This is a genomic window from Paenibacillus sp. 2RAB27, assembly GCF_052115445.1.
In the GTDB taxonomy this organism is placed as follows: Bacteria; Bacillota; Bacilli; order Paenibacillales; family NBRC-103111; genus Paenibacillus_E.
This window is the reverse complement of sequence record NZ_JBFRGR010000013.1, coordinates 56,619-70,790: the sequence shown is the minus strand read 5'-3', so window position 1 is coordinate 70,790 and position 14,172 is coordinate 56,619. Positions and strand designations below refer to the sequence as shown.

11 protein-coding genes are annotated in these 14,172 nt (G+C 44.6%); 7 read left to right on the top strand and 4 right to left on the bottom strand.

Annotated features, from left to right (window positions below):
* The first annotated feature begins 85 nt into the window (after positions 1-85).
* Together AB4114_RS18570 and AB4114_RS18565 are read left to right on the top strand one after the other, a co-directional pair.
* Positions 86-529 (top strand): acyl-CoA thioesterase, encoded by a 444-nt coding sequence (locus tag AB4114_RS18570; RefSeq protein WP_441989814.1) that lies wholly within the window; start codon positions 86-88, stop codon positions 527-529.
* Positions 530-533: 4 nt separating this feature from the next.
* Entirely contained in the window at positions 534-929 is a 396-nt protein-coding gene (locus AB4114_RS18565) for an FxsA family protein (protein WP_441989813.1), read from the top strand.
* Positions 930-961: 32 nt separating this feature from the next.
* On the opposite strand, the gene ytvI is transcribed toward AB4114_RS18565, so the two are convergent.
* Entirely contained in the window at positions 962-2,098 is a 1,137-nt protein-coding gene (gene ytvI, locus AB4114_RS18560; RefSeq protein WP_441989812.1) for a sporulation integral membrane protein YtvI, read from the bottom strand.
* Positions 2,099-2,284: 186 nt separating this feature from the next.
* Between ytvI and AB4114_RS18555 the strand changes: the two genes are divergently transcribed.
* Positions 2,285-4,417 (top strand): RNA degradosome polyphosphate kinase, encoded by a 2,133-nt coding sequence (locus tag AB4114_RS18555; protein WP_441989811.1) that lies wholly within the window; start codon positions 2,285-2,287, stop codon positions 4,415-4,417.
* On the opposite strand, the gene AB4114_RS18550 is transcribed toward AB4114_RS18555, so the two are convergent.
* Positions 4,383-5,924, bottom strand: coding sequence for a Ppx/GppA phosphatase family protein (locus tag AB4114_RS18550; RefSeq protein WP_441989810.1), 1,542 nt, complete (start codon positions 5,922-5,924; stop codon positions 4,383-4,385). The genes AB4114_RS18555 and AB4114_RS18550 overlap by 35 nt on opposite strands.
* A 299-nt stretch (positions 5,925-6,223) precedes the next feature.
* Between AB4114_RS18550 and citZ the strand changes: the two genes are divergently transcribed.
* The 4 genes from citZ to AB4114_RS18530 all read left to right on the top strand — a co-directional run bounded on the left by citZ (position 6,224) and on the right by AB4114_RS18530 (position 10,580).
* Complete coding sequence (gene citZ / locus AB4114_RS18545; protein WP_441989809.1) at positions 6,224-7,336, top strand: citrate synthase; 1,113 nt, start codon at positions 6,224-6,226, stop codon at positions 7,334-7,336.
* Positions 7,337-7,487: 151 nt separating this feature from the next.
* Positions 7,488-8,786: an NADP-dependent isocitrate dehydrogenase gene (gene icd, locus AB4114_RS18540; protein ID WP_056624036.1), complete on the top strand. Its 1,299-nt coding sequence runs from the start codon at positions 7,488-7,490 to the stop codon at positions 8,784-8,786.
* A 51-nt stretch (positions 8,787-8,837) separates the two neighbouring features.
* On the top strand, positions 8,838-9,779 hold the full coding sequence (mdh, locus tag AB4114_RS18535; RefSeq protein ID WP_441989808.1) for a malate dehydrogenase: 942 nt from the start codon (positions 8,838-8,840) through the stop codon (positions 9,777-9,779).
* A 360-nt stretch (positions 9,780-10,139) separates the two neighbouring features.
* The gene (locus AB4114_RS18530; protein ID WP_441989807.1) at positions 10,140-10,580 is read left to right on the top strand and encodes a hypothetical protein; all 441 of its coding nucleotides are present in this window, start codon (positions 10,140-10,142) and stop codon (positions 10,578-10,580) included.
* 303 nt (positions 10,581-10,883) lie between these two features.
* On the opposite strand, the gene yfbR is transcribed toward AB4114_RS18530, so the two are convergent.
* Together yfbR and AB4114_RS18520 are read right to left on the bottom strand one after the other, a co-directional pair.
* Positions 10,884-11,480, bottom strand: coding sequence for a 5'-deoxynucleotidase (gene yfbR, locus AB4114_RS18525; protein ID WP_441989806.1), 597 nt, complete (start codon positions 11,478-11,480; stop codon positions 10,884-10,886).
* A gap of 152 nt (positions 11,481-11,632) precedes the next feature.
* Positions 11,633-13,942 carry a helix-turn-helix domain-containing protein gene (locus tag AB4114_RS18520; RefSeq protein WP_441989805.1) on the bottom strand — a complete coding sequence of 770 codons (2,310 nt, stop codon included), beginning with the start codon at positions 13,940-13,942 and terminating at the stop codon, positions 11,633-11,635.
* Positions 13,943-14,172 lie beyond the last annotated feature (230 nt).

Below are 14,172 nucleotides of genomic sequence, written 5' to 3'. Positions count from 1 at the left end.
TTTTTTTGCGTCTGCAGCGCCAAATTTATAGCTGCGCCCTACCTATGATATAATGAGGATACCAATGGTTATCGGGAGGATCAGCATGACTCAGGAACGGTGGCATCAACAACAGCTGCGTGTGCGTTATCAGGAGACGGATCAAATGGGGGTTGTGTACCATGCCAATTATTTGACTTGGTTCGAAATCGGACGTACAGAGCTTATACGATCCCTAGGCTATCCCTATCGTAAAATAGAAGAAATGGGACTCTTGCTTCCCGTTACAGAAGCGGATCTCAAATTCAAAAAACCAGCACGATACGATGATCTCGTGGGTATCTATACACGCGTGTCACAAACAAGCAGCGTTCGGCTGCAATTCGCATATGAAATTCGGAGAATAAACGACGATCTCACCGCAGAATTACTGGTGACTGGAACAACTGGTCATGTTTGGGTGAATCCTTCTTGGAGGCCCGTACGTATAGAGAAGGAAGCGCCAGAATTGTGGCAGCTTATTGCGAAGTATACTGAAGACGGAGGCTAAACCTATGTTTCGATGGATTATCGCTATTTTTATTCTTGTACCTGCCGTAGAAATTACGATGTTGATCATGCTTGGACATCTGGTCGGAGGTTGGATGACCTTCCTGTTAATCATAGCGAGCGGTTTCTTAGGTGCTTACTTTGCGAAGCGCGAAGGGCGCAAGGTGATGGAGTATGCGAAGTTCGAGTGGTCACAGGGGCAGCTGCCAGCGCAGCAAATCCTCGATGGGATTTGTATTTTCCTTGGAGGAATTTTGCTCATTACACCGGGATTCATTACGGATATTCTAGGTTTCCTGCTCGTCTTTCCTTACACAAGACCGATTTTTAAAATATTACTGCTGGCGATCATACGTAAGCAAATCGGCAAAGGCAACATGCACATCATCAATCGCAGATAAGCAAAGAGTAAACGAAAGGCTCGGTCATCCTCTTATTCAGGAGGTGCCGAGCCTTTGTGTATGTATGCTGCAATATCATGGAAGATTCTTGCCCGATAGAAGGCGGTTATTAGGATCAGGGAGACAGGTCCAACGATGAGTCCCAGCAGCCCGAATAGTTTTAACCCTACGAACATCGCAATAAGTGTAGCAAGTGGATCTAGGCCAACTGAGGAGGCTAATACCTTGGGCTCCATAATTTGCCGCGCGATCACAATAACCCCATACAGGACACTGAGCCCAATACCCAGCATGATATTCCCTTGAGCGAAGAAAACATAGAGGATCCATGGCACCATCACTGCACCTGTTCCCAGATACGGCATCAGGTCCGCTAAACCAGTTAATAAGCCGATGGTAATTGCATAATCAACACGGAGAATTAGCAAGCCGATGATCACGACGAGTGCAGTGAGCGAAACGAGTATCAACTGAGCTCTTAAATAGCCGAACAAGGCTTTCTGTAGATCCGTGCGGATCAATTTGGTCGTTTTTACAATCACGTCAGAGAAAATGCCCTTATAGCGTTTGATGAGCCCGTACCAGTCTTTACTGATGAAAAAAGTGGCCAACATGACGATGATCGTGATCGTCGCGATATTAGGCAGAGAAGTCAGGAAAGCTTTGAGTGCTGCAAAAGTATAGGTGATGACCAATTTACTAATGTCGGCAATAGAACCAGCTGTGGAGGAGAGATTCGTGTTAACAGTCTCCTGATATTTCGGATTATTTTCAAAAAACTCATTTACGCGTTCGATCCATTGCTGGAAAGTGACTGAATTAATGAATACATTAAATTCCTCGACCCACCGGTTGATCTGAAGTTGAATCGTATCCGCAAGGGAGCCAAGCTCCACGACAATATTAGCTACAAGTAAGGTGATAATCGTAACCATCGCACCTAAGAATAGGAGCATGGATAACGAGACAGCCAGCCATCTTGGCAGTTTTAATTTGAATTGAAAGAAATTAACAAGCGGATTGAGCATAAGTGCGATAATCCAACCAAAAATAAAAGGGTAAATGAGTGGAATGATATAGTAAAAGGCAGTAGCTAGTAAGAAGAGAATTATGGCCACCCATATGCCTCTGAAAATTTGGTGAACCAGTCGCGGATTTAGGATACCCATGGTAGGAATCACTCCTTGTTTCAAGTCATTTATATTGTAACATGAACATGGATAAATACGGAAATATCATGTTCTTTACAAAATCTTAATATATTGAAATACAGGGAATTGGATTGTCGCCTCCCTAAGACGCATAGTACAATGAAGATATTAGGTCACTAAAAATGGAAAAATACTGGAGGATTTATGAGTATTGCGCGCGAACCAGAACTAAATGATGTTAAAGAACTCAAAGAAGTCAAAGAAGTCAAAGAGATTTCAACCAAGTACTTAAATCGTGATTTGAGCTGGATCGAGTTCAATTGGCGTGTGCTTGAGGAAGCGCAGGATGCGAGTACACCACTGCTAGAGCGTGTGAAATTTCTGTCGATCGTATCGAGCAACCTCGATGAATTCATGAGTGTTCGTGTCGCAGGACTCAAGGATCAGATTAAGGCTGGCTATACCAAAAAGGATTTCACCGGCTACACACCGGCAGGACTCATCAAACGCATTATGAAGCGCACGGCGAAAATGGTGACAGAGCAGTATAAGACGTATCGAGAAGTGACGCGGCTTTTGATGAAGGAAGGCATTGTATTTACCGAGTATGAAGATCTAAACACGTCTCAGAAAAAAGCTATGGATGCCTACTATCATGACATTATATTCCCTGTATTGACGCCGATGGCAGTCGATCAGAGCCGTCCTTTTCCACTTGTACATAATCAGTCGTTATATTTGGCCGTTTTACTTGTACGCGAAGGCGAAGACTTGGATGAGGAGCCTTATTTCGCAATCGTCCAAATTCCTAGTAACTTAGCTCGCTGCATACCTGTTCCAACCMGTTCCAATAGTAAAAAGACAGAATTTATTCTGCTGGAGGAACTCATTGAGCATCACATTCAATCGCTATTCAGCGGGTATACACCGATTTCTGTACATGGCTTCCGTGTCACGCGTAATGCGGATCTAACGCTTAACGAAGAAGGCGCGGAGGATTTACTGGAAGAGATTGAAAAGGAGCTTAGACGCAGACGCTGGGGCTCTCCTGTGAGGTTAGAGGTACAAGAAGGGATTCATCCCTACGCGCTTGCCCAATTGCAAGATGAGTTTGAGATTGAAGAGCAAATTTTTGAAATCGACGGTCCTTTAGATATTACTTATTTTATGAAGCTCGCAAGTTCGTTGAATGGCTTTGAAAATCTGCGTTACCCGCGCGTGGTGGCTAAATACCCGGTTGAGTTTGAGGATGAAACTGACTTTTTCAATATTCTCAAAACGAAAGATGTACTTGTGCATCATCCATATGAGACATTCGACGCAGTGACGGACTTTATCGTCCATGCCGCTTATGATCCGCACGTATTAGCCATCAAGATGACCTTATACAGGGCGAGTGGCAAATCGCCGATTATTCAGGCATTGGCTAGAGCAGCAGAATCCGGTAAACAAGTGACGGTGGTTGTCGAACTGAAGGCAAGGTTCGATGAAGAGCGGAATATTGCTTGGGCGAGAATGCTGGAGAAATCAGGCTGCCACGTCGTTTACGGGCTAGTTGGACTCAAAACGCATGCCAAAATCACACTTGTCGTTCGTCAGGAAGAGCATACGCTTCGTCGTTATGTTCATGTCGGAACAGGTAACTACAATGACAGTACGGCGCGGCTCTATACGGATGTTGGCTTGTTCACATCCAACAGTGTGATTGGAGAAGATGCTTCTGCGCTTTTCAACGAAATTACGGGCTATTCTGCCCCTCATGATTGGCAATCCTTCGCTGTCGCGCCAACGGACTTGAAAGATAAGCTGTTTGAGCTCATCGCACGTGAATCGGCGCATGCTAGGGCTGGTCGTCCAGCTCGGATTATTGCGAAAATGAACTCCCTATCGAATCAAGAAATGGTGGATGCGTTATACGCGGCGTCGCAAGCTGGCGTGAAGATCGAACTCATCATTCGAGGTGTCTGCTGCTTGAGGCCAGGTGTGCCTGGACTAAGTGAGAATATTACCGTTCGGAGTATTGTAGACCGATTCTTGGAACATTCGCGGATTTACTATTTCGAAAATGGGGGACATGTCGATGTCTATCTGTCTTCGGCAGATTGGATGACGCGTAATTTAACCCGGCGAATTGAGTTGATGTGCCCGGTTTTGGACAGAGATATGAAGAAAATGATGATTCAAATTCTAAACGTGACACTCCATGATAATGTCAAAGCGAGAGAGCTCATGCCCAATGGGATGTATACGCGCATAAAAAATGAACTGACCCCTTATCGGAGCCAGTTCGAGGCGATGCGGATTACTTCATGGAAAAGACTTCGGTTTGAATCTTAAGCTTAATGCCCCAGATTTTATCGAAATCTTTGGTGAATGTGTTCAGCTCCTTGAGTTCCAAGAAAGGGTTGTGCGCACAAAGCAGATTAAGATTCATGGAAGTATCATTGCGTTGGATACGGATGGCCGCATGGATGGGTTGTGTCTCGCTGGCATCCATGGCCATGGCAAGCTTAAGGACGGCACCAAGCTTAATGATTAAGGTAACATCGGATTCCTGTAATAGGTCCTTGTAAACAAGTGCCTGCTGCTGGGTCCGATTTTTTGTTTTGAATGTGGCGATGAGCGAAGCGATGACAATCTCCCGATGACTGAGGCCGTCAATATGTGCTTCTTGAATCATATATTCGGTGTGCTTCAAGTACTGGTAGTAATGGACGCTCACACCAATTCGGTACAAAAGAGCAGCTGTGTGCAGCAACAGCCTGCCGCGTGCTTCTAAATCTGTCGATGGCGCTAGCGCATCGTACAGTTGCATTGCTAAGGTATCAACATGCCGAACATGTGCGACAGCTGCATTCGGGTGGAGAGTCAGTGTATTCTGTATGCTGGCTTCCAATACGTTAGCTTTCACCGGTTGCTTCGGATTATAGGTTTCAAAGAAAAGTCCGTCGCGTAAGCCAGATCCACTGATGAGGCAAGATGAGGATTTCGCGGCTTCGAAGATCGTCTCTAGAATAAGCAGGCCAGGCATAATAATATCGACTCGTTCTTTGGCGAGTCCATCGATTTTTTTCCTTTTTTCAATAGTTAATGTGGATAAAAGTATCGAAAATTCTTGAAGCTCACCTGGCTTCATGACGTAATTGTGAGCAAGTTGAAGCGGGTAATTATTTCTCTTGCGGCTCATTTTGCCAAGTGTACGGATCGTCCCACCTAGGCCAACCATAGGAAGATTGGGGGATTGCATAATCCATGGCTGAGAAGCGATGGCCTCATGTACCATTTTGCGAATATCGGCCATCTCTTGATCCGTTAAATTAGCGCCCTTCATAAATTGACGCGTAGTATTCACGGCACCGAAAGGAAATGAGACACTTTGGACTAACTCCCGATCTTTTACTAAAGAAACTTCCGTGCTTCCACCACCAATATCAATAATCATGCCATTGCGGATATCCATGGAGTTAATGACGCCTAAATAACCATACCGAGCCTCCTCGAAGCCGCTCAGAACCTCAATCGTGAGCCCTGTTTGTTCCTCGAGAATACGTACGATTTCTGACGTGTTGGCAGCGTTACGAACTGCGGCAGTAGCAACAGCTCGAACGGTTGTAACAAATTGAGACTGGCATAACCTGGCATAGTGGGTTAAGATAGGAACGATTGAAATAATATCTTTGTTATGTAAGATGCCATCAGGACCCATGCGTTCGCTAAGTCTTGCGGAATCTTTATGCTCACTTACAACGCGATAAGCTCCATGGGCATTTATTTCATAAATGACAAGTYGGATGGAGTTGGATCCGATATCGATGATGCCAATCCTAGCTGCAAGGTTGCTCATTGTGTCGCTCCTTTATAACTTAATTCACGGAATCATTCCTTACATTGTATCAATCTCGCACAAGGTCTACAAATTTTTCCGCGCACACTGCATAATTCGAGGAAATTAACAAAAACTTGTATCGTGTGTTTGGAACCTGTGTACGAAAAATGGTGTGAAAATTCCGCCAAAAAGAATTTCTATGGTAGTGATAATTTACTTCTATGACCTATTTTGTTCACTTACCAAGTAAAATACTTTATTATTAAGAGAAGAAAACAGCAATATTATGCTAATAGAGTAGCTAAGGAGAGATTCCCATGTCTGCAACCAAAGGTTTAGAAGGAATTGTAGCCACAACCTCGTCGATCAGCTCCATTGTAGATGGTGTGCTTACGTATCGCGGGATTGATATTGATGACCTCGCAGAAAATGCGACTTTTGAAGAAGTTATTTACTTACTTTGGTTCGGTAAATTGCCTACTCAAGCTGAGCTTGAGAAATTGCAAAGCGACCTGAACGCATACAGCAAAGTACCAGACGCGGTAATTGATCTTATTCGAACATTCCCGAAAGATGTGAATTCCATGGCTGCGCTTCGTACAGCAGTTTCTGCACTTGCCCTGTATGATGCCGAAGCAAATGATTCAAGTTCGGAATCCAATGTGCGTAAAGCCATCAAATTGCAAGCGCAAATCCCTGCTATTATCGCGGCTTTCGCACGTATTCGTGAAGGCAAAGAGCCAGTAGCTTCCCCAGGATATTCTTCTGTAGCTGCTAACTTCTTGTTCCAATTGACAGGTAACGAGCCGGATAAAGTTGCAATCGAAGCGTTGGACAAAGCATTGGTACTTCATGCTGACCACGAGTTGAATGCATCCACATTTGCTGCGCGTGTAACTGTTGCAACACTGACAGATATCTACTCTGGTATTACTTCCGCAATCGGCACACTCAAAGGACCTCTTCACGGTGGTGCTAACGAAGCGGTAATGGTTATGCTTGAAGAGATCGGTACTGTTGAGAATGTTGTTCCTTACATTAACGGTAAATTAGAGCGCAAAGACAAAATCATGGGCTTTGGTCACCGCGTTTACAAAAACGGCGATCCTCGTGCAAAGCACTTGCAAAAAATGTCCTATGAGCTTGGCAAATTGACAGGCAACCTGAAATGGTACGAAATGTCCATTAAAGCAGACGAGTTGGTAACAGGTCTTAAAGGTTTGAAACCAAACGTTGACTTCTACTCGGCATCCGTATACACGACGCTAGAAATCCCACGTGACTTGTTCACGCCGATCTTCGCGATCAGCCGTACTTCCGGTTGGGCAGCTCATATTCTTGAGCAGTACGAGAACAATCGCTTGATCCGTCCTCGCGCTGAGTACACAGGTCCAGTTAACCAAAAATATATCCCAATTGGCCAACGCTAATTGTTAGTTCTTTAAGCTCAAGGTGCGGGCGTTTGGTACTGAGCCCCAGGTGGGGAGTACTGTAACTCCCGTCACTTTTTGTGTGCCTAGCTATGCACAGCATATAGAAAAGAAATCATTTTCATACAAATTTGAGGAGGAACTATTAATCATGCCACAATTCGAAAACTACGAGCTACCAACAGAAGGACAAAAAATTACGATCGAAAATGGTGTACTTCAAGTCCCTAATAACCCAATTATCCCTTTCATCGAGGGTGACGGTACAGGTCCTGACATCTGGGCAGCTTCCGTACGCGTGCTAGATGCTGCAGTTGAGAAAGCATACAAAGGCGAGAAGAAAATCGCTTGGTACGAAGTATACGCTGGTGAGAAAGCATTCAACAAATTCAATAGCTGGTTGCCTAACGATACGTTAACAGCTATGAAAGAATACATCGTGTCCATCAAAGGACCTCTAACTACACCAATCGGTGGCGGTATCCGTTCCTTGAACGTGGCACTTCGTCAAGAGCTTGATCTTTACGTTTGTTCCCGTCCAGTTCGTTACTTCGATGGCGTTCCATCCCCAGTTAAACGTCCTGAGCTAGTTGATATGGTTATTTTCCGTGAAAACACAGAAGATATCTATGCAGGTATCGAGTGGGAAGCTGGTTCTGAAGCGGTTAAGAAAGTAATCTCCTTCTTGCAAAATGAAATGGGCGTTAACAAAATCCGTTTCCCTGAAACTTCAGGTATCGGTGTTAAACCAGTATCCTCCGAAGGTACAGAGCGTTTGGTTCGCGCAGCTATCGAGTACGCAATCAAACATGGCCGCAAAACGTTAACATTGGTTCACAAAGGTAACATCATGAAGTTCACAGAAGGCGCGTTCAAAAACTGGGGTTATGAGTTGGCTGAGCGTGAATATGCTGATAAAACATTTACATGGGCACAATACGATCGCATTAAAGAAGCAGAAGGTGCAGAAGCTGCAAACAAAGCACAAAAAGATGCAGAAGCTGCTGGTAAAATCATCGTAAAAGATGCGATCGCAGACATCGCGCTTCAACAAGTATTGACACGTCCAACTGATTTTGACGTAATCGCTACATTGAACTTGAACGGTGACTACCTGTCTGATGCACTTGCTGCACAAGTTGGTGGTATCGGTATCGCTCCAGGAGCTAACATCAACTACTTGACTGGTCACGCAATCTTCGAAGCAACTCACGGTACAGCTCCTAAATACGCTGGTCTTGACGTTGTTAACCCAGGTTCCGTTATCCTTTCCGGCGTTATGTTGCTTGAGCACCTTGGCTGGTTGGAAGCTGCTGAGCTGATCTACAAAGGCTTGGAAACATCCATCAACAACAAAACGGTTACTTATGACTTCGCACGTTTGATGGAAGGCGCGAAAGAAATTAAGTGCTCCGAGTTCGCGAACGAAATCATCAAAAACATGGCTTAATTCGTACCTATCGTTGAGTTAGACAAAAGATTATGAGGAGGTACATTTTAAATGGCTATTCGTCGTAATAAAATTACCGTTGTTGGCGCGGGTTTCACAGGTGCTACTACTGCTCTAATGCTAGCTCAAAAAGAACTTGGTGACGTTGTTCTACTTGATATCCCGCAATTAGAAAACCCTACAAAGGGCAAAGCACTTGACATGCTTGAGGCGGGTCCAGTGCAAGGCTTTGACGCTCAAATCACAGGTACTTCCAATTATGCGGATGCAACTGGTTCTGATATTGTCATCATCACAGCAGGGATCGCTCGAAAACCAGGGATGAGCCGCGACGATCTTGTTAACACAAATGCGGGTATCGTGAAATCCGTTTGTGAGAACGTGAAGGAAGTTGCTCCTGATTCCATCGTGATCATTTTGAGTAACCCTGTTGATGCGATGACATACGTCGCTTACCAGGCGCTAGGTTTCCCGAAAAATCGCGTTATCGGTCAATCCGGTGTACTTGATACAGCCCGTTATCTAACGTTTATCTCGCAAGAGTTGAACGTATCCGTTGAGGATGTGAAGGGGGTTGTTATCGGTGGACATGGCGATGACATGGTACCACTCGTGCGCTACACATACGCTGGCGGGGTGCCTATTGAGAAGCTGATATCAGCTGATCGCATCGAAGCCATCGTTCAACGTACACGTACTGGCGGCGGCGAAATCGTTAACCTGCTTGGTAACGGTAGTGCATACTACGCACCAGCGGCTTCACTTGTGCAGATGACGGAAGCCATCCTGAAAGATAAGAAGCGAATCATTCCAACAATCGCGCTGCTTGAAGGCGAGTACGGCTATGACAACCTGTTCATGGGTGTTCTGACGGTTCTGGGTGCTAATGGCATCGAGAAAATTATGGACATCGAATTGACAGACGCTGAGAGATCAGCTTTGGACAAAACAGCTGAATCTGTACGTAACGTCATTAAAGTAGTGGCAGGTTAATAAATGAGAGGCCAGTCTCCTAGGTTTTTTAGGGGGCTGGCCTTTTTTTGTGAGGAACGGTAACGATTGCGAATGTAGCAGCAGAGCCGCTGCCGTAAGACCATAAGATTTACACGAAGGTAGAACAACGCCAGCTTCCTGCACGGAAGCCTTCGCATGAATGGACAACGGAAGTCTTTCCAAGTCCATGTTCGCATGCTTCCGCRGGGGGATCAGGGGTTGTTTTCTGTTTATTTAGTCACAGTTTTATGGAGATATGGTGAATTTGTAGGAATTTTGACATCGCTTTCTTGTTACCCTCATTCCGATTCTGTATACTAAAAGAGAACGATTCTAATTAAATTTGCGGAGGTCGACTCAATGCCAGAATCAGTGCAACATGTTATGCTTTTTTTACACGTAATTAGTGCTTTATTGCTTGGATCTTATGTTGTTTTCCCTTTCATTGTAGGACGAGCTGCTAGCTTATCCGGCGCAGGACAAGAAAGCTTCATGGGACTATTGGCAACGATCAATCGAATTGGCCAGTTTTCTTTGATTGTTACCTTCATCTCTGGAGGAGCAATGGTCAGCGAAGGTAGTTTCTCTGGTTTGTGGATGGCACTTGCTATCGTTTTACTTGTAATTGTGGGAGCAGTTACAGGAATGATCGGTGGTCGCATCAAGAAATTGAGAGCGAACAGTGCAGCAGGTAAAAGTACTGCAGCAGATGCTGCGAAAATTAAAACATTCAGCTGGATCGGTTCTATCGCGGTTATCCTAGCTATTGTGATTATGACCAATCCTCAAATTTTGGCATAGTCTTAGAGATGTAAAGAACCTCCTTTCCAAGTGGAAAGGAGGTTCTTTTGTGTATGTTCGATGAACGCCAAAGCCMAGTTAGTTGCTGGATCTGCAGCATAGATGGATTTTCTCCAGCTAATTGTGCAAATTTTGAGGGGTTTCTTGATATAGATGGATTTTGTACAGCTAATTTCGCGCACATCGGCAAAATGGCTGAATAATGAGCAAATTAGCTACATGAAATCCATCTAAATCCGATTATATGCTGGATATTGAGAATTTAGCGGGAGGTTTTCCAGTTATTCAAGTTTGAGGCTGAGATTAGCTAGGATCCGCGATATCCAACGTGATTTCATCCAGCGTTTTCTCGAAGGAGGCGCTCATATGCTCCAAGAAGTAATCGACTTCCGGCATGTTCATCTTCTTCAAACTGTCGAGCACTTGTTGTTTGGCAACGACAAACTCACGGTTGCCGGTAGAGAGCTCTGTTAAGCATTTGATATAGGCTTCAATCAGATCAGCTGCCTTCACCCAGCGATAGAGCTCGGGGTCAGGATCTTGAATTAAGCCGCGATAAATGCTGCTGAGCGCTGGTGGGATCGTGCCGATCAGTCGTTCTACGGCGACGTCTTCGATCTCACGGAAATTCCGCAAAATTTGCTCGTTGTTATGTTTCACCGGCTGCGGGATGTCACCCGTCAGCACTTCGGAGGCATCGTKGAACAAAGCGATGGAGACGACGCGGTCGGTCGGGACATTCCCACCATAGACTTCGTTGGAGATGGTGCACAGCATATGCGCAATCGAAGCTACATAGAAGGAATGCTCAGCTACGTTCTCGCGGCGCATGTTCCACATGAGGCTCCAGCGGTCGATATATTTGAGACGATATAAGTAAGCAAAAAAATGATGATTCATAAGTTCCTCCTGAAGACGGACTGCATACATTCCGCAATTTATGGTACCTAACAGGTATATCACTTCGCCTATTTGAAGTCAACAAGTCGGGTGGGCGAGATGGGGTATGAATGGATCAAGTTGCGACAAGGGGAGGGTACGGAACCTATTCCCTACAGGCGCAGCTCCTGCGAATCCTTCCGATAACTGCCAGGCGTCGTGCCGGTGATTTTCTTGAAAATGCGGTTAAAGCTATTGACCGATGTATAGCGCAGCTTATCCGTAACCGCTTGGATGGAATTCTTCGGATCGCCAAGTAGTTCCTTGGCAATACCGACTCGATATTGAATGACGTAGTCAACGAAATTAATGCCCATCATTTTTTTGAAGGAACGGCTTAGCTGTGAACTGCTAAGACCAACAAGATCAGCGCACAATTGCAGCGAAATGTCCTGATCATAGTGGGCACGAATATACGCGACGACCTCTTCAACTTGCTGGCGTTCAAAGGAGGACTTCTCTGGCTGAGAAACGATTAATTTATCGAAAAAGTGCTTATGGAAAAAAGCTTCGATTTCCTGCAAGTTACGCTGACGCTCCAATTCCATTGTCAGATGCTTCATATTCACAGTTTCCGTATCCGTATGATAATCTTTCCCAACCGTATGAATCATCGCTCCTAGAAGTTGTGAACAGTAGGTTTTCAGGACCTCTGACGTCAATGAGCTGTCATCTTTTAACTGTTGAATGATCTGAGTAAACAGATCTTGGGCCTCTCCATAGTTCGAAACATGCAGCGATTGCATAATAAGATTTTCCACTTCTACCAAGGCATCAGCCTGATCGGAAACAGAGGGATCTAACTCATCGCTAATGATGACGTGATTCGCACCTAAGGAGAAGCTGTACCGTAGTGCATGCTTTGCTTGTAGGAATACCTCGTGAATACCGTGCAATCCCGCCTCGGAATATCCCGCTGAAATCACAAAATTTAATTTCAAATACGTACGAACCGCCTGAAGAAGCTCATTCGCGTATAGGCGCGATTGCTGCGACCCCGCTTGATCAGGTTGATGAAGGATGGCAAATAGGCCAGGCTGGATCATCATGATCCGTGTGATGCCTTTGGCACTTAGAATTTCATTCACAATGTTTTCGATTGCGTAGTAGAGAAGAAACTGGTCATTCTTAGAGTATTGTGACTGCAGAAAGGACGAATCCGTTTCCAAGAGGAACAAACAGATGGGCTTCTGGTGGAAAGTGTCCTGCTGAAGCGTCGTAACGCTGGAATTGCCGAGTAAGAGACTCATGAGACTGTATTGCTCCACATGGGCATGATACTGCTCCAGGTTTTTTTTCAAAATGTCATTATGCTTCTCAACGTCTTGAATATGTTCGGTGATGAAATGAATTTCATCTTTGGCCTGTGTGGAATCTTGCTGTTTAAATACCCGTTGCGTAAGCTTCTGGACAGGCTGGTAAATGCTTTTGGACGTAAAGATAGCGATGATGATGGCTAATAAAATGAAGGCAATACTGACACCGAATAAAATATTTCGCAGTTGATTCGTTTCTTTCGCTACTAAAGCAGTCGGGAGCACGGACACATAATACCAATCTCGATTAGCGGAATATACGGTGTTAATTAATGAAGGCTTACCTTCGATATTCATCGTGAAACGATAATTCGGCATGTTTTTACCGTTGGTCAACTCGGAAAGAAAGCCTGTTGAGTCAATATGGCTGGCAACCTTTTTGGGATCAGAGTGCATGACGGCATCTCCAGCAGAATTGACTACGAAATAAGTCGCAGGATCATTCGTATTCGCTTTCAAATGACTGCTTAGTGTTGCAGCATCCAGATATACGATAAAGAAACTGTTCACCACATTCGAGCCTGCCGTCGTTATCGGTCTAATATAGGTAATAACCGGTCGATCCAGTCGTGTGTTTAAATGATTTCGCGTATCGATCCAGCTGCCATATTTGGTTAAGGCATGACCTTTTTCTAGAACCATAGGATCAAGGAATTCATCAGGCTGGAGCAGTAAGCCACTAGAGGTAGCAATTTTATTGTAAGTGTTAGAGAAGAAATCAATTTCTACGACATTTTCCATCCCACTGCGCAAATTGGTTAAGACCGTATACAGATCGTTAACCAACTGAAAGTTCTTGTAAGTTAAATCTTCTTGCGTAAAGCGGCTGAGCGCCGAGTTATCGTACGTATATTGCAGCATGAGTTCATCGAACTTCTTAAATTGATTGTTCATTTCTTTCTCAACCTGATTCAGAAAAACCTGGTGCATCTGATCCGTCTGATCACTAATAATGCGATTACTTATAAAGGAAGAAGATAATGCCATAATGGCAATTGGAATACTGGACAAAAGAATGAGTGAAATGAGCAGCCGATTTTTTAATTTCCAGCCCGGCGTTTTCATTGATAGGAAATGCGTAAGTCGGCGCCATGTTTGAGGTTCCATATCCAATCTCCTTGTCGCGTTACGATTCGAATATTTTGAAAATAGTATATCATATCCGGACGCGTCTCTAGGGAAATTGAAGGTACACTCTTTTTACAGGGACAGGCTTCGCTGTGCAAAAAAAGTTTATCAAGTGCTAATTCCAGCCGAATTGGCCTCTTTTCATATGCTTTTTTTGCGTAAAAATAGTTGATTGTCATCGCATGGAGTACTGCATAATATTAGGCCCA